Genomic DNA, 22,606 nt, shown 5'->3' with positions numbered 1-22,606 from the left:
GACAGGTTCCAGACAAATCAACGTATTAGATAGATAAGGAATACCCCCCATGTCAGAACGTTTACAAAATGACGTGGATCCGATCGAAACTCGCGACTGGCTACAGGCGATCGAATCGGTCATCCGTGAAGAAGGTGTTGAGCGTGCTCAGTATCTGATTGACCAGCTCCTTTCTGAAGCCCGCAAAGGCGGTGTGAAAGTGGCAGCTGGCACAGGGGCGAGCAACTACGTAAACACTATTGCCGTTGAAGATGAACCGGAATACCCGGGCAATCTGGAACTGGAACGCCGTATTCGTTCAGCTATCCGCTGGAACGCAATCATGACCGTTCTGCGCGCGTCCAAAAAAGACCTCGAGCTGGGCGGCCACATGGCTTCCTTCCAGTCTTCCGCGACTGTTTACGAAGTGTGTTTCAACCACTTCTTCCGTGCCCGTAACGAGAAAGACGGCGGCGATCTGGTGTATTTCCAGGGCCACATTTCTCCGGGCATCTACGCACGTGCGTTTGTTGAAGGTCGTCTGACTGAAGAGCAAATGAACAACTTCCGTCAGGAAGTTCACGGCAAAGGCCTCTCTTCTTACCCGCACCCGAAACTGATGCCGGAATTCTGGCAGTTCCCGACCGTATCCATGGGGCTGGGTCCGATTGGTGCGATCTATCAGGCGAAATTCCTGAAATATCTGGAACACCGCGGTCTGAAAGATACCTCTGAACAAACCGTTTACGCTTTCCTGGGCGACGGTGAGATGGATGAGCCGGAATCCAAAGGCGCGATCACTATCGCGACCCGTGAGAAACTGGACAACCTGTGCTTCATCATCAACTGTAACCTGCAGCGTCTGGATGGCCCGGTCACCGGTAACGGCAAAATCATCAACGAACTGGAAGGCATCTTCAGCGGTGCTGGCTGGAACGTTATCAAGGTGATGTGGGGTTCTCGTTGGGACGAACTGCTGCGTAAAGACACCAGCGGTAAACTGATCCAACTGATGAACGAAACCGTTGACGGCGACTACCAGACCTTCAAATCCAAAGATGGCGCGTACGTTCGCGAGCACTTCTTCGGTAAATACCCGGAAACCGCCGCACTGGTTGCAGACTGGACTGATGAGCAGATCTGGGCCCTGAACCGTGGCGGTCACGATCCGAAGAAAATCTATGCTGCACTGAAAAAAGCGCAGGAAACCAAAGGCAAAGCAACTGTCATCCTGGCCCACACCATTAAAGGTTACGGCATGGGCGACACCGCCGAAGGTAAAAACATCGCTCACCAGGTGAAGAAAATGAACATGGACGGCGTGCGTTACATCCGCGATCGTTTCAATGTTCCTGTCACTGATGAGCAGGTTGAAAAGCTGTCTTACATCACTTTCGATGAAGGTTCTGAAGAGCATAAATACCTGCACGAACGTCGTCAGGCGCTGAAAGGCTACCTGCCATCTCGTCAGCCGAACTTCACCGAAAAACTGGAACTGCCAGCACTGGAAGACTTCGCTCCGCTGCTGGAAGAACAGAACAAAGAGATCTCCACCACCATCGCTTTCGTGCGTGCCCTGAACGTGATGCTGAAGAACAAGTCGATCAAAGACCGTCTGGTGCCGATCATCGCCGATGAAGCGCGTACTTTCGGTATGGAAGGTCTGTTCCGTCAGATTGGTATTTACAGCCCGAACGGCCAGCAGTACACCCCGCAGGACCGTGAGCAGGTTGCTTACTACAAAGAAGACGAGAAAGGTCAGATCCTGCAAGAAGGTATCAACGAACTGGGTGCTGGCGCATCCTGGCTGGCGGCTGCGACCTCTTACAGCACCAACAATCTGCCGATGATCCCGTTCTACATTTACTACTCCATGTTCGGTTTCCAGCGTATCGGTGACCTGTGCTGGCAGGCAGGCGACCAACAGGCTCGCGGCTTCCTGGTCGGTGGTACTTCCGGTCGTACGACCCTGAACGGTGAAGGTCTGCAGCACGAAGATGGTCACAGCCACATTCAGTCGCTGACTATCCCGAACTGTATCTCTTACGACCCGTCTTACGCGTACGAAGTGGCGGTCATCATGCATGATGGTCTGACCCGCATGTACGGTGAAGCGCAAGAGAACGTTTATTACTACATCACCACGCTGAACGAAAACTACCACATGCCGGCCATGCCGGAAGGTGCCGAGGAAGGTATCCGTAAAGGTATCTACAAACTCGAAACCGTTGAAGGTAGCAAAGGTAAAGTTCAGCTGCTGGGCTCCGGTTCTATCCTGCGTCACGTGCGTGAAGCAGCGCAGATCCTGGCGAAAGACTACGGCGTAGGTTCTGACGTTTATAGCGTCACGTCCTTCACTGAACTGGCGCGTGATGGCCAGGATTGTGAGCGCTGGAACATGCTGCACCCGCTGGAAACGCCGCGCGTTCCGTACATCACTCAGGTGATGAGCGATGCACCGGCTGTAGCATCAACTGACTATATGAAACTGTTCGCCGAGCAGGTTCGTACTTACGTACCGGCGGACGATTACCGCGTACTGGGTACCGACGGCTTTGGTCGCTCTGACAGCCGTGAAAACCTGCGTCACCACTTCGAAGTTGATGCTTCTTACGTGGTGGTAGCAGCACTGGGCGAACTGGCTAAACGTGGCGAAATCGACAAGAAAGTGGTGGCGGAAGCAATCACCAAGTTCAACATCGATGCTGATAAAGTTAACCCGCGTCTGGCGTAAGAGGTAAAGAGATAATGGCTATCGAAATCAATGTACCGGACATCGGGTCTGATGAAGTTGAAATCACCGAGATCCTGGTCAAAGTAGGCGACAAAGTTGAAGCTGAACAGTCGCTGATCACCGTAGAAGGCGACAAAGCCTCTATGGAAGTCCCGTCTCCGCAAGCTGGCGTCGTTAAAGAGATCAAAGTCTCTGTCGGCGACAAAACCGAGACCGGCAAACTGATCATGATTTTCGATTCCGCCGACGGTGCAGCTGATGCTGCACCTGCCAAGGCAGAAGAGAAGAAAGAAGCAGCACCGGCTGCTGCTCCGGCCGCTGCGGCTGCGAAAGAGGTCAATGTCCCGGATATCGGCGGCGACGAAGTCGAAGTGACCGAGATCCTTGTGAAAGTAGGCGACACCGTTGACGCTGAACAGTCGCTGATCACCGTAGAAGGCGATAAAGCCTCTATGGAAGTTCCGGCACCGTTCGCGGGCACCGTAAAAGAGATCAAAATCAATACCGGCGACAAAGTGTCCACCGGTTCTCTGATCATGGTCTTCGAAGTGGCGGGCGCTGCACCGGCGGCAAGCGATGCGAAACCGCAGGTCAAAGAAGAAGCGGCAACCGCGCCGGCAGCGGCTGCGGGCGCGAAAGACGTTAACGTACCGGATATCGGCGGCGACGAAGTTGAAGTGACCGAAATCCTGGTGAAAGTGGGCGACAAAGTCTCCGCTGAACAGTCGCTGATCACCGTAGAAGGCGACAAAGCCTCTATGGAGGTTCCGGCGCCGTTCGCAGGTACCGTGAAAGCGCTGAAAGTGAATGTTGGCGACAAAGTCTCCACCGGCTCGCTGATCATGGTCTTCGAAGTGGAAGGCGCTGCGCCTGCCGCGGCGCCGGCTGCTGCTCCAGCGGCGGCAGCACCGGCTGCGAAAGCAGAAAAACCGGCTGCGGCCCCGGCGAAAGCGGAAGGCAAATCTGACTTCGCTGAAAACGACGCTTACGTTCACGCGACTCCGCTGATCCGCCGCCTGGCGCGCGAATTCGGCGTCAACCTGGCGAAAGTGAAAGGGACTGGCCGTAAAGGTCGTATCCTGCGCGAAGACGTTCAGGCTTACGTGAAAGACGCGGTTAAACGCGCTGAATCTGCACCTGCCGCCGCAACCGGTGGTGGTCTGCCAGGCATGCTGCCGTGGCCGAAAGTGGACTTCAGCAAGTTTGGTGAAATCGAAGAAGTGGAACTGGGCCGTATCCAGAAAATCTCGGGTGCTAACCTGAGCCGTAACTGGGTGATGATCCCGCACGTTACGCACTTCGACAAAACTGATATCACCGATCTGGAAGCGTTCCGTAAACAGCAGAACGCCGAAGCTGAGAAGCGCAAACTGGACGTGAAATTCACCCCGGTTGTCTTCATCATGAAAGCCGTTGCGGCTGCGCTTGAGCAGATGCCTCGCTTTAACAGCTCCCTGTCTGAAGATGGTCAGAAGCTGACGCTGAAGAAATACATCAACATCGGTGTTGCGGTCGATACCCCGAACGGTCTGGTTGTTCCGGTCTTTAAAGACGTGAACAAGAAGAGCATCACCGAGCTGTCCCGCGAACTGACTGTTATCTCCAAGAAAGCGCGTGACGGTAAGCTGACTGCCGGTGAAATGCAGGGCGGTTGCTTTACCATCTCCAGCATCGGCGGCCTGGGTACCACCCACTTCGCGCCGATTGTTAACGCGCCGGAAGTGGCTATCCTGGGCGTCTCCAAATCTGCAATGGAGCCGGTCTGGAACGGCAAAGAGTTCACACCGCGTCTGATGATGCCGATTTCGCTCTCCTTCGATCACCGCGTAATCGACGGTGCGGATGGTGCGCGCTTTATCACCATCATCAATAACATGCTGTCTGACATTCGCCGTCTGGTGATGTAAGCGAAAAGCCGGCCAAACGGCCGGCTTTTTTCTGCTAACCTCATACTGCTTTTGGGGTTATCAGGGGCAAAGGACAAATCGTTAGCCGTTTGTTGTTTCAAAAATGTTAACAATTTTGTAAACTGCGGGCGGATAGAACGTCCCGGTGGATGAAGGGCGACACGAAGTACCCCTGACCGCCGGAAATCAATAAGAGGTCATGATGAGTACTGAAATCAAAACTCAGGTCGTGGTACTTGGGGCAGGCCCGGCAGGTTACTCTGCTGCCTTCCGTTGCGCTGATTTAGGTCTGGAAACCGTCATCGTTGAACGTTACAACACCCTCGGCGGTGTTTGTCTGAACGTAGGTTGTATCCCTTCTAAAGCGCTGCTGCACGTTGCAAAAGTTATCGAAGAAGCCAAAGCGCTGGCTGAACACGGTATCGTCTTCGGCGAACCGAAAACCGATATCGACAAAATCCGCACCTGGAAAGAGAAAGTTATCACTCAACTGACCAGCGGTCTGGCCGGTATGGCGAAAGGCCGTAAAGTGAAAGTGGTTAACGGTCTGGGTAAATTCACCGGGGCGAACACCCTGGAAGTGGAAGGCGAAAACGGCAAAACCGTGATCAACTTCGACAACGCTATCATCGCGGCGGGTTCCCGTCCGATTCAACTGCCATTCATTCCGCATGATGACCCGCGCGTGTGGGATTCCACCGACGCACTGGAGCTGAAATCCGTCCCGGAACGTCTGCTAGTAATGGGCGGCGGCATCATCGGTCTGGAAATGGGCACCGTGTATGACGCGCTGGGCTCGCAGATCGACGTGGTTGAAATGTTCGACCAGGTTATCCCGGCGGCTGACAAAGACATCGTTAAAGTCTTCACCAAACGCATCAGCAAGAAATTCAACCTGATGCTGGAAACCAAAGTGACTGCCGTTGAAGCGAAAGAAGACGGTATTTACGTTTCCATGGAAGGCAAAAAAGCCCCGGCAGAACCGCAGCGTTACGACGCCGTGCTGGTGGCAATTGGTCGTGTGCCGAACGGTAAAAACCTTGATGCTGGCAAAGCCGGTGTGGAAGTGGACGACCGTGGCTTTATCCGTGTTGATAAACAGCTGCGCACCAACGTGCCGCACATCTTCGCTATCGGCGATATCGTCGGTCAGCCGATGCTGGCGCACAAAGGCGTGCATGAAGGCCACGTTGCCGCAGAAGTTATCGCCGGTAAGAAACACTACTTCGATCCGAAAGTTATCCCGTCTATCGCTTACACCGAACCCGAAGTTGCATGGGTGGGTCTGACCGAGAAAGAAGCGAAAGAAAAAGGCATCAGCTACGAAACCGCCACCTTCCCGTGGGCTGCTTCTGGCCGTGCGATCGCGTCTGACTGCTCCGACGGTATGACCAAACTGATTTTCGACAAAGAGACACACCGTGTTATCGGTGGCGCGATTGTCGGCACCAACGGCGGCGAGCTGCTGGGTGAGATCGGTCTGGCGATCGAAATGGGCTGCGACGCAGAAGACATCGCGCTGACCATTCACGCGCACCCGACGCTGCACGAATCCGTCGGTCTGGCTGCCGAAGTGTTCGAAGGAAGCATTACCGACCTGCCGAACCCGAAAGCGAAGAAAAAATAAGTTTCTGACTTTCTATCAAGCAGCCTGCGGGCTGCTTTTTTTTCGTCTGAATTTCATAACTACAACTATTAGTAGGCATTTTTTACTCAAATTGTTCATTAAAATGCCGATAACACATTCAAGAAAAGTATCGGCACGCCAGCGTCAAGCTTGCGGCTGTGGCGTCGTCATGACATGGACTTTGTGACTTTCCCCCGTTTCATCGCTCCCGTCCTGCCTTTGCCTCATTTGTTGTTCTTCTTCTGGTCATGGAATTAAAAAAGGAATCGTTATGTCTATTAAAAAAAAAGCCGTTGTTAGTGTAGTTTTGGCAGCGTTTGCGCTGTCGGGTTGCGGTGCGATGACGACAGCAGTTAAGAAACGTAATCTGGACGTGAAAACGCAGATGAGCCAGACCATCTGGCTGGAGCCTTCCTCTGAGAAGAGCGTTTATATCCAGGTGAAAAACACCTCCGATAAAGACATGAGCAACTTGCAGACTCTGATCTCCAAAGAGCTCACCGACAAAGGCTACAAAGTCACTTCTTCCCCGGATACCGCTTACTACTGGATCCAGGCTAACGTATTGAAAGCCGATAAAATGGATCTGCGTGAAACTCAGGGCTACCTGAAAAGCGGTTATGAAGGTGCGGTACTGGGCGCCGGGCTGGGTGCCGGGATCACGGCTTACAACAGCAACTCTTCCGGTGCGGCGCTGGGCGTTGGTCTGGCGGCAGGCCTGATTGGTCTGGCGGCTGATGCGATGGTAGAAGATGTGAACTACACCATGATCACTGACTTGCAGATCTCCGAGCGCAGCAAAGCGAAAGTGACTACCGATAACGTGGCGGCACTGCGTCAGGGCACCTCTGGTATCAAACTGCAAACCAGCACGGAAGAAGGTAACCGCGCGAAATACCAGACGCGCGTTGTGTCCAATGCCAACAAAGTGAACCTGAAATTCGAAGAAGCGAAACCGGTTCTCGAAGCGCAACTGGCGAAATCTGTCGCGAACATCATGTAATGTTGTTCGCCTGAGCGAACGCGCATAGACGAAAATAAGCGGACCAGCGACTGGTCCGTTTTTTTTATTTTGTTACGTGACGAATTCAGCGTTTTCCGCCAAAAAGCATAAACATTACGCAAGCTCTGCCGATGTTAATCTCCTGACACTCACGGTGAAAGAGGGAGATTTATCACCATGATTAACGGACTTAACTTTACCTCGCTGCTGACATCCTCAGCGCGTGTGAACTCATCAGTACAGGTTGGCGCGACGGCGCGGGCAACCAGCAACAATGCCGCTTCGGCAAGCCAAAGCGCATCGGCAAAAGTGATGTTCGGCAGCCAGACGCAGCAAATCGCGGCGGTCTACAGTCTGTCGCCGAAAAAAATAGACGCCAGCCTGTCGCTGCAACAAAACGCCCAACTCCAGGGGCTAATGACACTGGCATCCGGAAGTGGTTCGGTGTCAGCATTCGCCGGGCTTGGCAGTGCGCTGCTCAGTCATCTCAAAGATAACCGCGAGGATGTTACCCAGGCGTTGAGCGGCGCGGCGCTGGGCGTAACAAAAGCTTCCAGTGAATCTGCGGTAACGCTTGATATCGTCACGCAATCCGGTTCGACCGTTCACCTGGTGATGACGGAGCAGGACGATGGCATGGCCGTCGAACTGAAAACCGAAGGTGAGGCGCTGAATGACGATGAAGCGGCTGCGGTGGCGAACCTGAGCGGGGCGTTGGAGAAAACGCTGCGTGGGCTGGGTCAACAGCCGCCGCAACTGGATATCGCCGGTTTGACCCGTTTTGACAGCCGTATGCTGAAATCCGTTGACCTGAAAACTGACATGCGTAATGACCAAGGGACGTTGCAGTCGCTCAATTTTCATGCTGACGATAAAACGCGAACGGTGGCCTATGAAGATGCGGATTTCTCGCTGAAAATGAGCAGCGATACGGCGAATTCCACATTGACCGGCAATTACGCGCAGCAGCAATCGGCCCTGAGCGCCTATGACGATAAATTTGATAAAGCGCGTATTGCCGGGCATGGCGATCGCGATCAAATGGCGGCGCTCAAGTCGGTGTTCCGCGCCTTAAACAGCAACGCCGACGCTGACAAAAAGGTCAACACTACCAGCAAAGAGATTCGTATTGGCGATAACGGCGCTTCGCAATTAAGCGGCCTGAACGATTTTTCTCTCTCATTAACGCAAACGGAAAAAGCGATTAACCCGGCCCGCAGCGATGAAAAAGATCGCTTCGCCTATACGGCCTCGCAATCGACCGAAGAGAGCCAGCGCAGCAGCGGCGAAAAAGTGGTGGTGCAAACGGCGCGCAGCCATCTCAGTGCCGCCTGGCATGCGGCGCTCGATCCGTCGATTCCGCTGGCGCTAAACACCATGAAATCCTCCCAGAACTACACCTATCATCTGCTGGAAAATGACGAAGCGAGTACCACGACGCTCGACTATAACGGCCGCGGACAGCTTGCCAACGTGGGCTACCATGAGCAGGTGAATAACCGCGAAACGGTGAAAAAATACGTACTTGGCAAGTTGATTGAAAACACGCTGACCCCGGAACAATACTCGCGCAATAAGCGGCTTTCACTATTGAGTTCGTTGTAACAACACGATAACGCAACGGCCCTGCGGGGCCGTTTTTGCTGTCAGCAGGCGAGGATTCTCTCTTGTTGAAGCCTTCTCCCGCCTGCTTTATTTTGCTCTTAACGATTCAGCAAGTATTTAATGTTGCTTTTTTGTAAACAGATTAACACCCCCTGAAAATCCTGCTATGCTGCCCGTCGCGGTTCGCGGATTTACCCTACAAACTGCTGTCTCACAGGAGCGTGAAGAGAAACGCCTGCCGCATTATGACAATGAGAGCGAGGAGAACCGTCGTGCTAGAAGAATACCGTAAGCACGTAGCTGAACGTGCCGCTGAAGGGATTGCGCCAAAACCATTAGATGCAACCCAAATGGCCGCGTTAGTCGAGCTGCTGAAGAACCCGCCTGCTGGCGAAGAAGAATTCCTGTTAGATCTGCTGGCGAACCGTGTTCCGCCGGGTGTTGATGAAGCCGCTTATGTCAAAGCCGGTTTCCTTGCAGCTGTCGCCAAAGGCGAAGCAACCTCCCCACTGGTTACTCCTGAAAAAGCCATCGAACTGCTGGGCACCATGCAGGGCGGCTATAACATTCATCCGCTGATTGAAGCGCTGGACAACGACAAACTCGCGCCGATTGCGGCGAAAGCCCTGTCTCATACCCTGTTGATGTTCGATAACTTCTACGATGTGGAAGAGAAAGCCAAAGCGGGCAACACCTACGCGAAGCAAGTCATGCAATCCTGGGCTGATGCCGAGTGGTTCCAGAACCGCCCGCAGCTGGCCGACAAAATTACCGTTACTGTCTTCAAAGTGACCGGTGAAACCAACACCGATGACCTCTCTCCGGCGCCGGATGCCTGGTCGCGCCCGGATATTCCGCTGCACGCGCAGGCGATGCTGAAAAACGCCCGTGAAGGTATCGAACCGGATCAACCGGGCAGCGTTGGCCCGATCAAACAGATCGAGCAGCTGGCGCAAAAAGGCTTCCCGCTGGCTTATGTCGGTGACGTTGTCGGTACCGGTTCTTCGCGTAAATCCGCCACCAACTCGGTGCTGTGGTTTATGGGCGATGACATTCCGAACGTGCCGAACAAACGCGGCGGCGGCCTGGTGCTCGGCGGCAAAATCGCGCCAATTTTCTTCAACACCATGGAAGATGCCGGCGCGCTACCGATCGAAGTGGACGTTAACAACCTGAACATGGGCGACGTGATTGACGTTTACCCGTTCAAAGGTGAAGTGCGTAACCACGAAACCGGCGAGCTGCTGGCGAATTTCGAACTGAAAACCGACGTACTGATCGACGAAGTGCGCGCCGGTGGCCGTATCCCGCTGATTATCGGTCGCGGGCTGACCACCAAAGCGCGTGAAGCGCTGGGTCTGCCGCACAGCGACGTGTTCCGTCAGGCGAAAGACGTGGCGGAAAGCAGCCGCGGCTACTCGCTGGCGCAGAAAATGGTCGGTCGTGCTTGCGGCGTAGACGGTATTCGTCCTGGCGCCTACTGCGAACCGAAAATGACCTCTGTGGGTTCTCAGGACACCACCGGCCCGATGACCCGCGACGAGCTAAAAGATCTGGCTTGCCTGGGCTTCTCCGCCGATTTGGTGATGCAATCCTTCTGCCACACGGCGGCCTATCCGAAGCCGGTAGATGTGACCACGCACCATACGCTGCCGGACTTTATTATGAACCGCGGCGGCGTGTCGCTGCGCCCGGGCGACGGCGTCATCCACTCCTGGCTGAACCGCATGCTGCTGCCGGATACCGTGGGTACCGGCGGTGACTCGCACACCCGTTTCCCGATCGGCATCTCTTTCCCGGCGGGTTCTGGTCTGGTGGCTTTTGCCGCCGCGACCGGCGTCATGCCGCTGGATATGCCGGAATCTGTGCTGGTGCGCTTTAAAGGCAAAATGCAGCCGGGCATTACCCTGCGCGATCTGGTGCACGCGATTCCGCTGTATGCGATCAAGCAAGGTCTGCTGACCGTTGAGAAGAAAGGTAAGAAAAATATCTTCTCTGGCCGCATTCTGGAAATCGAAGGTCTGCCGGATCTGAAAGTCGAGCAGGCATTCGAGCTGACCGATGCGTCCGCTGAACGTTCCGCTGCCGGTTGCACCATCAAGCTGAACAAAGAACCAATTGTTGAGTATCTGAACTCCAACATCGTGTTGCTGAAGTGGATGATTGCCGAAGGCTACGGTGACCGCCGTACGCTGGAGCGTCGCGTGCAGGGCATGGAAAAATGGCTGGCGGATCCGCAGTTGCTGGAAGCCGATGCCGATGCGGATTACGCCGCGGTGATCGATATCGATCTGGCGGAAATCAAAGAGCCTATTCTGTGTGCGCCGAACGATCCGGATGACGCGCGTCTGCTTTCTGATGTACAAGGCGAGAGCATCGACGAGGTGTTCATTGGTTCCTGTATGACCAACATCGGCCACTTCCGCGCGGCCGGTAAGCTGCTGGACAGCCACAAAGGCCAACTGCCGACCCGCTTGTGGGTTGCGCCGCCGACCCGTATGGACGCCGCGCAATTGACCGAAGAGGGCTACTACAGCGTGTTCGGTAAGAGCGGTGCGCGTATCGAGATCCCGGGCTGCTCGCTGTGCATGGGGAACCAGGCGCGCGTAGCGGACGGCGCGACGGTTGTTTCGACGTCGACCCGTAACTTCCCGAACCGTTTAGGTACCGGCGCGAACGTTTATCTGGCTTCTGCGGAGCTGGCGGCGATTGCTGCGCTGATCGGCAAACTGCCGACGCCTGACGAGTATCTGACCTTTATGGGCCAGGTGGATAAAACCGCTGTGGATACTTACCGCTACCTCAACTTCGACCAGCTTAATCAGTACACCGATAAAGCCGACGGCGTGATTTTCCAGACCGCCGTCTAACGAACAGAGCCACCCTCCGGGGTGGCTTTTTTTTCCCTCGCTTTCATGCTCTGCGCTTTTTTTCCTGTATTGTGCTGCGATAATTAGTGCATAGGCGGTTAACAGGCCTGCATGAGGAAGCGATTATGGATTACGAATTTTTGCGCGATGTCACTGGTGTGGTGAAAGTGCGTATGTCGATGGGCCATGAAGTGGTCGGACATTGGTTTAATGAAGAAGTCAAAGAGAACCTGGCGCTACTTGATGAAGTGGAACAGGCGGCACGAACGGTGAAAGGCAGCGAACGTTCCTGGCAGCGTGCCGGGCATGAATATACGCTGTGGCTGGATGGCGAAGAGGTGATGGTGCGCGCTAACCAGTTGGAGTTTACTGGCGATGAAATGGAAGAAGGGATGAATTATTACGATGAAGAGAGCCTGTCGCTGTGCGGCGTTGAAGACTTTCTTCAAGTGGTGGCTGCTTACCGAGAATTCCTCAAACAGCGCTGATCAGGGAGCTTCCTTGCCCCCTTTCGCGCATCACACGGCCGGAATATTGCGGCCGTAGTAGATCTCGCGCATCTCTTTCCACAGCGCTTCCGTGATCTCCTTACGTTCCTGCGTCGTCAAATCTTCCGGTTTGGTATGAAACATGTAGTGCTTAAGGTCGAACTCTTTAAGCAACATCTTGGTATGGAAGATATTTTCCTGATAAACGTTCACGTCCACCATGTCGTACAAGGATTTCATGTCATCGGACATGAAGTTTTGAATCGAATTAATCTCATGATCGATAAAGTGTTTCATGCCGTTGACGTCGCGGGTAAAGCCGCGCACGCGATAATCGACGGTCACAATATCGGACTCAAGCTGGTGAATCAGGTAATTCAGCGCTTTCAACGGCGAAATCACGCCGCACGTTGAAACTTCAATATCCGCGCGGAAGGTGCACAAACCGCCTTCCGGGTGGCTTTCCGGGTAGGTGTGCACACAAATGTGGCTCTTATCCAGATGCGCCACGACGGCTTCCGGCAGCGGGCCGGGGTGCTCGGTTTTGTCGATAAGATGCGGGTCGACCGGCTCTTCGCTCACCAGAATCGTGACGCTCGCGCCTTGCGGCTCGTAATCCTGGCGGGCAATGTTCAAAATATTCGCGCCAATAATGTTGCAGGTTTCCGTCAGGATCTCCGTCAAACGGTTGGCGTTATAGAGTTCATCAATGTAGGCAATATAGCCGTCACGTTCTTCTGCGGTTTTGGCGTAGCAGATGTCGTAGATACAAAAACTCAGGCTTTTGGTCAGGTTGTTAAAGCCATGTAGTTTAAGCTTTTTCAATTTTTATCACCTCCTTAGAGTCACTGTGCGGACAGTGCGTCTTGCAAGTATTGCGGCAAAGCAAACGCTGCCGTATGGATGGCCGGATTGTAGTAACGGCAGGTCAGCGCGGCGTTGTGGAAACGGGCAGCGACTAATTCGGTGGAGAGATTGCGCAATGCTTCGTTATCCGTCGCCCAGGCAAACGTCATAATGCCGCCGTAATAAGTTGGCACGGCCGCCTGATAAAAGCTGACATCAGCAAAATAGTGGCTCAGCTTGCGATGGCTGCCGACAGCTTCGTCCTGCTGCAAGAAGCTTACGCCGTTTTGCGCGACGAAAATGCCACCAGGGTTCAGACAACGTTTGCACCCTTCATAAAACGCAGAAGTAAACAGGCTCTCGCCTGGACCGACCGGATCGGTGCAGTCAGAGATGATCACATCAAACGTTTGCTGGGTGTGGTTAACGAAGTTCACGCCGTCGTCGATCACAAGCTGAAAGCGCGGATCGTCGTAAGCACCGGCGTTGTGTTTTGGCAGGAACTGGCGGCAGAAAGAGACGACGCCAGCGTCGATTTCCACCATGGTGATGGTTTCGATATTTTTATGACGCGTCACTTCACGCAGCATCGCGCCGTCGCCACCGCCGATAATCAGCACATGTTTCGCATGGCCGTGCGCCAGCAGCGGAACATGGGTCATCATTTCGTGATAGATAAACTCATCACGCTCGGTGGTTTGTACCACGCCATCCAGCGCCATAACGCGACCGAAAGCGGCGTTTTCGAAGATTATCAGATCCTGATGATCGGTCTTCTCGTGATAAAGCACCTTATCAACAGCAAAGTATTGACCAAAGTGGTCGTGCAGCGTTTCTTGCCATACGTTGTTATCGGCCATAGGTCGCTCCTTTGTTAACATCCGTGAAAAACGGGCGCAACATGATAGCTAACTCTGGCTAGCGATGCACGGTCAAAAGATAAGCGTTACTTCACGTAGGCGAGAAGGCTTAAGGAATCGCGGGCCAGCGCTTTACATTTTTTGGCGGTAGGAATGCCGATGCCGCTTAGATCGCGGTAGCTCTCTTCGCCAAGTGACTTCATGTCCCATGTATCGTAGTTGCTGAGATCCCACTGATTTTGCTGGGCGAAAAACACCAGCGCACGGCGGATCTGCCCGTTAGGTAAGTTGTTATAACCGCAGTCGTTTTTCAGAAATACGAACACTGCCGTGAGATCGGCCATGTCTTCAGCTTCGGATTCACTCAGCGCATAACTATTTGCGGAGACAGCGAGCAAGCTGCCAAGGACTACAGTTCTGAAAAACGTCTTCATTCTCTCTACCACGGCGTAACGGAAATTAAACGTTAGCACAGTCCTGGTAACGCGACGATATTTATTATTACCCGTTTTCTTGACCTTCCGGCAGGGGAAAGGTTTAAGCTCAAAACATCGCCGATCATCGATAAGGATATGCCCATGCAACGTCGAGATTTCTTGAAATATTCCGCCATTTTGGGCGCCGCGAGTGCGCTACCAATGTGGAGTCGCCCGCTGTTTGCCGCCGGGCGGCCTGCGCTTCCGATTCCGCCATTACTGACTGCCGACGCGCAAAACCGCATTCAACTGATTGTGCAAGCGGGCGAAACCCAGTTTGGCAATCACACGGCGACGTCCTGGGGATACAACGGCACATTATTGGGGCCAGCACTTCAGCTTCGCCAGGGTCGCCAGGTCAATGTGGAAATCCGCAATATGCTGGCCGAAGAGACCACCGTGCATTGGCACGGCGTTGAAGTGCCAGGCGAAGTTGATGGCGGGCCGCAGGGGATTATTAAAGCGGGCGGCAGCCGTTCAATCACGTTTACCCCCACGCAGCAGGCGGCGACCTGCTGGTTCCATCCGCATCAACACGGTAAAACCGGCCATCAAGTGGCGATGGGCCTCGCGGGGCTGGTGTTGATTGAGGACGATAATCTGCGCAAGCTGCGCCTGCCGCAGCAGTGGGGCATTGATGATGTGCCCGTCATTGTGCAGGACAAAAAGTTTAACGCGCAGGGGCAAATTGATTATCAACTGGATGTAATGAGCGCGGCTGTCGGCTGGTTTGGCGATACGCTGCTGACCAACGGCGCGATTTACCCGCAGCATGCCGCGCCGCGCGGTTGGTTACGTCTGCGTTTGCTTAACGGCTGTAACGCGCGCTCGCTTAACTTTTCCACCAGTGACAAACGCCCGCTGTATGTGGTGGCGAGCGACGGTGGTCTGTTAAGCGAACCGGTTAAAGTCAGTGAGTTGCCGATGCTGATGGGCGAACGTTTTGAAGTGTTAGTGGATACCAGCGACGGCAAAGCGTTCGATATCGTCACGCTTCCCGTGCAACAAATGGGGATGACCGTCGCGCCGTTTGATAAGTCGCATCCGGTATTACGCATTCAGCCGCTTCGGATTGCGGCGTCGGGCATCTTGCCGGACTCGCTGGCATCCCTGCCAGCACTGCCAAACCTGCAAGGGTTAACGCAGCGGACTTTGCAGTTATCCATGGATCCGATGCTCGACATGATGGGCATGCAGGCGCTCCAGCAGAAGTACGGCGAGGGCGCGATGGCCGGGATGTCGATGCATCACGGCGACATGGGCGATATGCAGATGGATCACGGGAAGATGAACCACGGCAGCCACGGCTTTGATTTCCACAATGCTAACCGCATTAACGGCAAGGCGTTTGACATGATGACGCCGCAATTCGCCGCGCAAAAAGGCCAGTATGAGCGCTGGGTGATTTCCGGTGAGGGCGACATGATGCTGCATCCGTTCCATATTCACGGCACGCAGTTCCGTATTTTATCCGAGAACGGCAAACCGCCAGCGGCGCATCGCGCGGGCTGGAAAGACACGGTAAATGTTTATGGGGCGCGCAGCGAAGTGTTAGTGCGTTTCCAGTATGACGCGCCGAAAGAGCATGCTTACATGGCGCACTGCCATTTGCTGGAGCATGAAGACACCGGAATGATGCTAGGGTTTACGGTATAAAAAAGCCCGGCGCGCAATGCGTGCCGGGCTTATGGGATCGATCGTAATGTAGGCCGGATAAGGCGTAAGCCGCCATCCGGCAATAGCGCCTGATGGCGCTAACGCTTATCAGGCCTACGGAGCGCGTAGACCCGTTAAGCAGCGTTTAATTACAATTACTTCGCATCATCCGGCAGGGCATAAGCGACAATGTAATCGCCCATTTTGGTGCCGAACGAACCGTGACCGCCTGCGGAAATGACTACATACTGCTTGCCATTCACCTCATAGGTCATCGGTGTTGCCTGACCGCCCGCGGGCAGACGACCTTGCCACAGTTTTTCACCGTTGCTCATATTGTAGGCGCGTAGGTAGTTATCTGCGGTACCGGCGATAAACAGCACATTACCCGCTGTGGAAATCGGGCCGCCCAGCATCGGCATACCCATATTGAACGGCACTTTAAACGGCATCGGGAACGGCATGCTGTCCTGCGGCGTACCAATACGTTTCTTCCATACAACTTGGTTAGTTTTCAGATCCAGTGCGGAAATATAACCCCAGGCCGGTTGCTTACACGGCAGACCAAACGGTGACAGGAACGGGTTCAGCGTCACGCCATACGGCACGCCGTACTGCGGCTGAATACCGGATTCGGAACCGGTGCCCTGCGCGTCTTTCGGCGGCTCCATCGGGTTGCCTGGACCACGCGGGATCAGTTTGGAGACAAACGGCAGCGCCATCGGGTTGGCAATCGCCACCTGGCGGTTCGGATCGACGGAGATACCGCCCCATTCGAACATGCCGAGGTTACCCGGGAACACCAGCGTGCCTTGCTCGGACGGCGGTGTGAAAATGCCTTCATAACGCATCTGATGGAACATCACGCGGCAGACCAGTTGGTCGAACATGGTCGCGCCCCACATATCCGCACCGCTCAGATCTTTCTTCGGACGGAAACTCAGGTCAGAGAAGGGCTGCGTTTTGGTGACGTAATCGCCTTTCGCCGCACCCTGCGGTACCGGTTTTTCCGGCGCTGGCACCACCAGTTCACCGTTACGGCGATCCAGCACAAAGATGTTGCCGGTTTTCGCCGGGGCGTAAATGACCGGTACGGTTTTGCCATTGACATTGATATCCGCCAGCGTCGGCTGAGACGGCATATCCATATCCCACAGGTCGTGGTGTACGGTCTGATAATTCCAGACCAGCTTACCGGTGGTGGCATTCAGCGCAACGATGGAACTGGCGAAACGCTCCTGCTCGGGTGTGCGGTTACCGCCCCAGATATCCGGCGTTGTTACGCCCATCGGCAGATAAACGATATCCAGCTTCGCGTCATACGCCGCAGGAGCCCAGGAGTTCGGCGAGTTAAGGGTGAAGTGGTGTTCATCCGACGGGATAGCGTTAGGATCTTTCGCGCCCGGATCGAAGGCCCACAGCAGCTCGCCTGTATTGATATCGAAACCACGAATCACACCGGACGGTTCACGGGTAGAGAAGTTATCCGTCACTGCACCCGCAATAATAATCACTTTGTCGGTGACAATCGGCGGAGACGTCGGTTCGTACATGCCCGGCGTGGTCACCGGCATGTTGGTTTGCAGGTTCAGAACGCCTTTGTTGGCAAAGCCGTCGCACAGCTTGCCGTTATCTGCGTTAACTGCAAACAGACGGCCATCGTTCACCGGCAGAATAATGCGACGCGGGCAGTTCGCCACCACATCCGGGCTGGCGTTTTCTGCGGTGGCTTCATGGTAGGAAACACCACGGCAAGTCACGTGCTGGAAGCTCGGGTTCGCATTGAGCTGCGGGTCGAAATGCCACTTCTCTTTGCCGGTCGCCGCGTCGAGTGCGAACAAGCGCTGGTGCGCCGTACAGAGGAATAAGGTGTCGCCGACTTTAATGGGGGTCACTTCATTGGTGATTTCACCCGGATCGGTCGGCAATTTCAGATCACCGGTACGGAACACCCAGGCTTCTTTCAGGTTTTTAACGTTATCGGCGTTGATTTGCTTAAGCGGGGAGTAACGCTGGCCTTCCTGGTTACGACCGTAGGCAGGCCAGTCGCTGTCGGCAACCTGGGAAATCGGCGCTGCCGCAGTGGCATCGGCGCTCAGCGTGCCGTTAACTTCTTGCGGATCGTTAAAGCCTGCCCAGGTGAGAATGCCGCCGCTGATCAGCAGGGCAACCACCAGCGCAGCGACTGCGCCGCTGGACGGGACAATCAGTCGACGCCAGACAAACGGCAGAATCAACCAGATACCGAAGAAGACGAGAATATCGCTTCGCGGCGTCAGCGCCCAGAAGTCGAAGCCAACTTCCCAGACGCCCCAAATCATGGTGGCGAGCAGCAGCGCGGCATACAACCAAAGCGCGGTGCGTTTTCCTTTCCAGAGTAACCATGTGACACCCAGCATCACCAGACCGGCGATGGGGTAGTACCAGGAGCCGCCAATGGAAATAAGCCAGACTCCACCGATTAAAAGATACAGCCCGCAAAAGGCTGCAAACAGCGTCGTCAGCGTAATAAGTAGCCGCGACCGTTGAGTTTTAGTTTCTGCCATAAAAAAGACACTCATCAGTTTGTTAATATTTTGATAGCAACTAAGTATAGATGTTAACAACTGTGATCGTCATCACAAATAGAGCTTTATTGCGCAATGCCCACCAGAAATCGTTTTACTGGTATACTGCACGCCTTGCGTTTCAATCACCGGTTTATGTCAACGGTATTGAATGATTTACCATTAAAACCATATGGTTAGTTAAATGAAACACAAAGTTGAAGTGATGATCCCGGAAGCGGAGATCAACGCGCGCGTCGCCGAATTGGGCCGTCAAATCACTGAGCGTTACAAAGATAGCGGCAGCGAAATGGTGCTGGTGGGGCTGTTACGCGGCTCATTTATGTTTATGGCCGACCTGTGTCGTGAAGTGCAGGTTTCCCATGAAGTCGATTTTATGACCGCCTCCAGCTACGGCAGCGGCATGTCGACCACCCGCGATGTGAAAATCCTCAAAGATCTTGATGAAGATATCCGCGGCAAAGACGTGTTGATCGTCGAAGACATTATCGACTCTGGCAATACGCTGTCGAAAGTGCGTGAAATCCTCAGCCTGCGTGAGCCGAAATCACTGGCGATTTGCACCCTGCTGGATAAACCGTCCCGTCGCGAAGTGGACGTTCCTGTCGAATTTATCGGCTTTTCCATTCCGGATGAGTTTGTGGTGGGTTACGGCATTGATTACGCGCAGCGTTATCGCCATCTGCCGTATGTCGGCAAAGTAGTGATGCTGGACGAATAAAAAAATCGGGGCCATTGGCCCCGATAATTATTTGTGGTTGCTGTGCTTCTGGCTCAGATTGGAAACGCCTTGCCGATAGCGCTGTTCCAGCGATTCGCGGTTGGTGGCGGTGACATCCAGGTTGCGAAGCAGACCGTCGTGAATACCGTAAGCCCAGCCGTGGATCGTCACTTTCTGACCACGTTTCCAGGCGGATTGCATGATCGTCGAGTGGCCCAAGTTGTAGACCTGCTCCATCACGTTCAATTCGCAAAGGGTATCAAGACGGCGTTCTGGCGGCATTTCGCCAAGCAGCGAGCTATGTTTAAACCAGATATCGCGAATGTGCAGCAGCCAGTTGTCGATAAGCCCCAGTTCCGGGTTTTCAACCGCGGCTTGCACACCGCCACAGCCGTAGTGACCGCAGATAATGATGTGTTCAACTTCCAGCACATCAACGGCATACTGCACAACCGACAGGCAGTTCAGGTCGGTATGGATGACGAGGTTAGCCACGTTGCGGTGAACAAACAGTTCGCCCGGTTCGAGCCCGGTAAGGCGCTCAGCGGGAACGCGGGAGTCGGAGCATCCAATCCAGAGAAAGCGCGGCTTCTGGGCTTGCGCAAGTGTTTCGAAGAATCCTGGATCTTCTTCCACCAGCATTTTTGACCATAGTGCATTATTGCTGATGAGTGTATCTATGTCTTTCATAGAGGTTAACGACCTGTAACCAAATTAGTGCGTGGCGCTAATATAGGTCAACTCTCCGTCTTTTTAAACCACACATCGAGTGTAAGAAAATAGGTAAGTGATAATTCATGACCATTGCACTGGAGCTTGAGCAGCTTAAAAAAACCTACCCGGGCGGCGTTCAGGCGCTGCGCGGTATTGATTTAAAAGTAGAAGCGGGCGATTTCTACGCGCTTCTTGGGCCGAACGGCGCGGGGAAATCGACCACCATTGGCATTATCAGTTCTTTGGTAAATAAATCTTCCGGGCGTGTCAGTGTCTTTGGCTACGACCTGGAAAAAGACGTGGTAAATGCGAAACGCCAGCTTGGGCTGGTGCCGCAAGAGTTCAACTTCAACCCGTTCGAAACCGTGCAGCAGATCGTGGTTAACCAGGCGGGCTACTACGGCGTCGATCGCAAAGAGGCGCTGGTTCGTAGCGAAAAATACCTGAACCAGCTTGATCTGTGGGAAAAACGCAACGAACGTGCGCGAATGCTCTCCGGTGGGATGAAACGCCGTTTGATGATTGCCCGTGCGTTAATGCATGAGCCGAAATTGCTGATCCTTGATGAACCAACGGCGGGCGTCGACATTGAGTTACGCCGCTCAATGTGGGGCTTCCTGAAAGATCTGAACGACAAAGGCACCACCATTATTCTGACCACCCACTACCTGGAAGAAGCGGAAATGCTGTGCCGCAATATCGGCATCATCCAGCGTGGCGATCTGATCGAAAACACCTCCATGAAGTCGCTGCTTTCCAAGCTGAAATCGGAAACATTTATTCTCGATTTAGCGCCGAAATGCCCACTGCCGAAGCTCGAAGGTTACCAATACCGGCTGGTGGACACTTCCACGCTGGAAGTGGAAGTGCTGCGGGAACAGGGGGTAAACAGCGTGTTCAGCCAGTTAAGCGCGCAGGGGATTCAGGTATTAAGTATGCGAAACAAAGCCAACCGTCTCGAAGAACTGTTTGTGACGTTGGTGCATGACAGGAAAGGAGAAAGCGCATGATGCAACTGTTTTGGGTGGCGCTGAAAAGTATCTGGTACAAAGAGATCCAGCGTTTTATGCGTATTTGGGTGCAGACACTGGTTCCACCAGTGATCACCATGACGCTTTATTTCATTATTTTCGGCAACCTGATTGGTTCGCGCATCGGTGAAATGCACGGCTTTACCTACATGCAGTTTATCGTGCCGGGCTTAATCATGATGGCGGTGATCACCAATGCTTACGCCAACGTGGCCTCGTCGTTTTTCAGCGCCAAGTTTCAGCGCAACATTGAAGAACTGCTGGTCGCCCCGGTGCCGACGCATGTCATCATCACGGGCTATGTTGGCGGCGGCGTGGCGCGCGGGTTGTGCGTGGGTATTCTGGTCACGGCAGTTTCGCTGTTTTTCGTGCCTTTCCAGGTGCATTCATGGTTATTCGTCGGGTTGACGCTGCTGCTGACCGCCGTGCTGTTCTCGCTGGCGGGTCTGCTGAATGCGGTGTTCGCCAAAACCTTTGACGACATCAGCCTGATCCCAACGTTCGTGCTGACCCCGTTAACCTATCTGGGCGGCGTGTTCTATTCCATGACGCTGCTGCCGCCGTTTTGGCAGGCTCTGTCACACCTGAACCCGATCGTTTATATGATCAGCGGCTTCCGTTTTGGTTTCCTCGGCATTTCGGATGTGCCGCTGTTCACCACGGTTACCGTGCTGGTGGTGTTTATTCTCTTCTTCTACCTGCTGTGCTGGTATTTGATTAACCGCGGGCGCGGGCTGCGCAGTTAACTGACGTTTTACGGGGCATTTCGCCGGATGGCGCTGGCGGTATGAACCGGAAACATGGGTAACAGTTATGACTGGCATAAAAGAGGAGACTCGCTATGCCCTGGACTGAGACCCTACCCATGCAACGACTGAATTCATCCGTGTCTGCTTTGGCAGCACGGATTTTTTCCGTCTTATACCGCGCATTCAATAAGACCGCTTTGACGGTCTTATTGTCAGTCAGGAACTGCAATCAATATTATTTTAAAGACATTCTGATTTGATCACCCGTCTCTAATTTGTAATCGCAATAAGTTAAGCCATTGTTTTTTGTTGGCCTATTACCAGAATTTAAGAGCTCTTTTACTTTGCTACCTATTATCGCCATTGGGTCGAATCCTTTCCATTTACAATCAGCGGCTGATGGGGAGCAATAAGTCATACTTGAAATACCATCCGTGTCCTTTTCCACTACCGTTGACGTTATGTTTGCTTTTGCAGGGCATTGAACCGTGGCAGCAATGCCTGAAAATGATGAAAAACTCAAAAGCAGAGACAGAATGATAGTTTTTTCCATGTTCATGATAATCCCTTAGTCCATTATTAAGCTGTAATTGCAAATTAAAAATAGACGAATGAGGAGGGAATGCAAATTTTTAACTGGAATAATTCGGTGTTAATAGATGAATATACTGGTTTACGTTACATGTGCAGGAAAGCAATCCGCAGAGTTAGCTCCTTTTTTGACATAATCAAAGCCATTAAACCCGCCAGGCTTTGTTACAATTATGACAGTT

The 22,606-nt window shown here is 53.7% G+C and carries 17 protein-coding genes; 11 read left to right on the top strand and 6 right to left on the bottom strand.

What is annotated here, in order from left to right; all coding sequences use genetic code 11:
* The first annotated feature begins 49 nt into the window (after positions 1–49).
* The 7 genes from aceE to yacL all read left to right on the top strand — a co-directional run bounded on the left by aceE (position 50) and on the right by yacL (position 12,213).
* On the top strand, positions 50–2,713 hold the full coding sequence (gene aceE, locus AAEY27_RS18140) for a pyruvate dehydrogenase (acetyl-transferring), homodimeric type (protein ID WP_342322196.1): 2,664 nt from the start codon (positions 50–52) through the stop codon (positions 2,711–2,713).
* Positions 2,714–2,727: 14 nt separating this feature from the next.
* Complete coding sequence (gene aceF / locus AAEY27_RS18135) at positions 2,728–4,620, top strand: pyruvate dehydrogenase complex dihydrolipoyllysine-residue acetyltransferase (protein ID WP_342322195.1); 1,893 nt, start codon at positions 2,728–2,730, stop codon at positions 4,618–4,620.
* Positions 4,621–4,822: 202 nt separating this feature from the next.
* Positions 4,823–6,247 (top strand): dihydrolipoyl dehydrogenase, encoded by a 1,425-nt coding sequence (gene lpdA / locus AAEY27_RS18130; protein WP_342325632.1) that lies wholly within the window; start codon positions 4,823–4,825, stop codon positions 6,245–6,247.
* 271 nt (positions 6,248–6,518) lie between these two features.
* Positions 6,519–7,250, top strand: coding sequence for a complement resistance protein TraT (gene traT / locus AAEY27_RS18125; protein WP_342322194.1), 732 nt, complete (start codon positions 6,519–6,521; stop codon positions 7,248–7,250).
* A 177-nt stretch (positions 7,251–7,427) separates the two neighbouring features.
* The gene (locus AAEY27_RS18120; RefSeq protein ID WP_342322193.1) at positions 7,428–8,855 is read left to right on the top strand and encodes a hypothetical protein; all 1,428 of its coding nucleotides are present in this window, start codon (positions 7,428–7,430) and stop codon (positions 8,853–8,855) included.
* Between the two features lie 272 nt (positions 8,856–9,127).
* Positions 9,128–11,725, top strand: a complete 2,598-nt coding sequence (gene acnB / locus AAEY27_RS18115; protein WP_342322192.1) for a bifunctional aconitate hydratase 2/2-methylisocitrate dehydratase — start codon at positions 9,128–9,130, stop codon at positions 11,723–11,725.
* A gap of 125 nt (positions 11,726–11,850) precedes the next feature.
* Positions 11,851–12,213 carry a protein YacL gene (yacL, locus tag AAEY27_RS18110; protein WP_342322191.1) on the top strand — a complete coding sequence of 121 codons (363 nt, stop codon included), beginning with the start codon at positions 11,851–11,853 and terminating at the stop codon, positions 12,211–12,213.
* A 30-nt stretch (positions 12,214–12,243) separates the two neighbouring features.
* On the opposite strand, the gene speD is transcribed toward yacL, so the two are convergent.
* From speD to AAEY27_RS18095, 3 genes are all read right to left on the bottom strand, one after another.
* Positions 12,244–13,038, bottom strand: a complete 795-nt coding sequence (gene speD / locus AAEY27_RS18105) for an adenosylmethionine decarboxylase (protein WP_342322190.1) — start codon at positions 13,036–13,038, stop codon at positions 12,244–12,246.
* Between the two features lie 20 nt (positions 13,039–13,058).
* On the bottom strand, positions 13,059–13,919 hold the full coding sequence (gene speE, locus AAEY27_RS18100) for a polyamine aminopropyltransferase (RefSeq protein WP_342322189.1): 861 nt from the start codon (positions 13,917–13,919) through the stop codon (positions 13,059–13,061).
* An 86-nt stretch (positions 13,920–14,005) separates the two neighbouring features.
* Positions 14,006–14,353 carry a YacC family pilotin-like protein gene (locus tag AAEY27_RS18095; RefSeq protein ID WP_342322188.1) on the bottom strand — a complete coding sequence of 116 codons (348 nt, stop codon included), beginning with the start codon at positions 14,351–14,353 and terminating at the stop codon, positions 14,006–14,008.
* 144 nt (positions 14,354–14,497) lie between these two features.
* Between AAEY27_RS18095 and cueO the strand changes: the two genes are divergently transcribed.
* Positions 14,498–16,051: a multicopper oxidase CueO gene (cueO, locus tag AAEY27_RS18090; RefSeq protein WP_342322187.1), complete on the top strand. Its 1,554-nt coding sequence runs from the start codon at positions 14,498–14,500 to the stop codon at positions 16,049–16,051.
* Positions 16,052–16,206: 155 nt separating this feature from the next.
* Here the strand turns inward: cueO and AAEY27_RS18085 are convergent, their stop codons facing one another.
* Complete coding sequence (locus AAEY27_RS18085) at positions 16,207–18,597, bottom strand: glucose/quinate/shikimate family membrane-bound PQQ-dependent dehydrogenase (protein ID WP_342322186.1); 2,391 nt, start codon at positions 18,595–18,597, stop codon at positions 16,207–16,209.
* 205 nt (positions 18,598–18,802) lie between these two features.
* Here AAEY27_RS18085 and hpt point away from each other — a divergent pair, with 205 nt between their 5' ends.
* Complete coding sequence (gene hpt, locus AAEY27_RS18080) at positions 18,803–19,339, top strand: hypoxanthine phosphoribosyltransferase (RefSeq protein WP_342322185.1); 537 nt, start codon at positions 18,803–18,805, stop codon at positions 19,337–19,339.
* Between the two features lie 27 nt (positions 19,340–19,366).
* Here hpt and can read toward each other — a convergent pair whose 3' ends face one another.
* On the bottom strand, positions 19,367–20,029 hold the full coding sequence (can, locus tag AAEY27_RS18075; protein ID WP_342322184.1) for a carbonate dehydratase: 663 nt from the start codon (positions 20,027–20,029) through the stop codon (positions 19,367–19,369).
* A gap of 107 nt (positions 20,030–20,136) precedes the next feature.
* On the opposite strand from can, the gene AAEY27_RS18070 reads away from it, so the two are divergent.
* Together AAEY27_RS18070 and AAEY27_RS18065 are read left to right on the top strand one after the other, a co-directional pair.
* Positions 20,137–21,063, top strand: a complete 927-nt coding sequence (locus AAEY27_RS18070; protein WP_342322183.1) for an ABC transporter ATP-binding protein — start codon at positions 20,137–20,139, stop codon at positions 21,061–21,063.
* Complete coding sequence (locus tag AAEY27_RS18065; RefSeq protein WP_342322182.1) at positions 21,060–21,830, top strand: ABC transporter permease; 771 nt, start codon at positions 21,060–21,062, stop codon at positions 21,828–21,830. Before AAEY27_RS18070 ends, AAEY27_RS18065 begins: the two co-directional genes overlap by 4 nt.
* A 238-nt stretch (positions 21,831–22,068) precedes the next feature.
* On the opposite strand, the gene AAEY27_RS18060 is transcribed toward AAEY27_RS18065, so the two are convergent.
* The gene (locus AAEY27_RS18060; RefSeq protein ID WP_342322181.1) at positions 22,069–22,392 is read right to left on the bottom strand and encodes a hypothetical protein; all 324 of its coding nucleotides are present in this window, start codon (positions 22,390–22,392) and stop codon (positions 22,069–22,071) included.
* Between the last annotated feature and the right edge of the window lie 214 nt (positions 22,393–22,606).

Source organism: Kosakonia sp. BYX6 (assembly GCF_038449125.1).
Taxonomy (GTDB): Bacteria; Pseudomonadota; Gammaproteobacteria; order Enterobacterales; family Enterobacteriaceae; genus Kosakonia; species Kosakonia calanthes.
Note: the sequence above shows the minus strand (reverse complement) of the source record. Positions and strands in the feature narration are given on the sequence as shown.

What these genes read in the sequence shown, in the direction of transcription:
- aceE (WP_342322196.1), top strand. Translation starts at nt 50, where the DNA reads ATGTCAGAACGTTTACAAAATGACGTGGATCCGATCGAAACTCGCGAC.
- aceF (WP_342322195.1), top strand. Translation starts at nt 2,728, where the DNA reads ATGGCTATCGAAATCAATGTACCGGACATCGGGTCTGATGAAGTTGAA.
- lpdA (WP_342325632.1), top strand. Translation starts at nt 4,823, where the DNA reads ATGAGTACTGAAATCAAAACTCAGGTCGTGGTACTTGGGGCAGGCCCG.
- traT (WP_342322194.1), top strand. Translation starts at nt 6,519, where the DNA reads ATGTCTATTAAAAAAAAAGCCGTTGTTAGTGTAGTTTTGGCAGCGTTT.
- AAEY27_RS18120 (WP_342322193.1), top strand. Translation starts at nt 7,428, where the DNA reads ATGATTAACGGACTTAACTTTACCTCGCTGCTGACATCCTCAGCGCGT.
- yacL (WP_342322191.1), top strand. Translation starts at nt 11,851, where the DNA reads ATGGATTACGAATTTTTGCGCGATGTCACTGGTGTGGTGAAAGTGCGT.
- speE (WP_342322189.1), bottom strand. Translation starts at nt 13,919, where the DNA reads ATGGCCGATAACAACGTATGGCAAGAAACGCTGCACGACCACTTTGGT.
- AAEY27_RS18095 (WP_342322188.1), bottom strand. Translation starts at nt 14,353, where the DNA reads ATGAAGACGTTTTTCAGAACTGTAGTCCTTGGCAGCTTGCTCGCTGTC.
- cueO (WP_342322187.1), top strand. Translation starts at nt 14,498, where the DNA reads ATGCAACGTCGAGATTTCTTGAAATATTCCGCCATTTTGGGCGCCGCG.
- AAEY27_RS18085 (WP_342322186.1), bottom strand. Translation starts at nt 18,597, where the DNA reads ATGGCAGAAACTAAAACTCAACGGTCGCGGCTACTTATTACGCTGACG.
- hpt (WP_342322185.1), top strand. Translation starts at nt 18,803, where the DNA reads ATGAAACACAAAGTTGAAGTGATGATCCCGGAAGCGGAGATCAACGCG.
- can (WP_342322184.1), bottom strand. Translation starts at nt 20,029, where the DNA reads ATGAAAGACATAGATACACTCATCAGCAATAATGCACTATGGTCAAAA.
- AAEY27_RS18070 (WP_342322183.1), top strand. Translation starts at nt 20,137, where the DNA reads ATGACCATTGCACTGGAGCTTGAGCAGCTTAAAAAAACCTACCCGGGC.
- AAEY27_RS18065 (WP_342322182.1), top strand. Translation starts at nt 21,060, where the DNA reads ATGATGCAACTGTTTTGGGTGGCGCTGAAAAGTATCTGGTACAAAGAG.
- AAEY27_RS18060 (WP_342322181.1), bottom strand. Translation starts at nt 22,392, where the DNA reads ATGAACATGGAAAAAACTATCATTCTGTCTCTGCTTTTGAGTTTTTCA.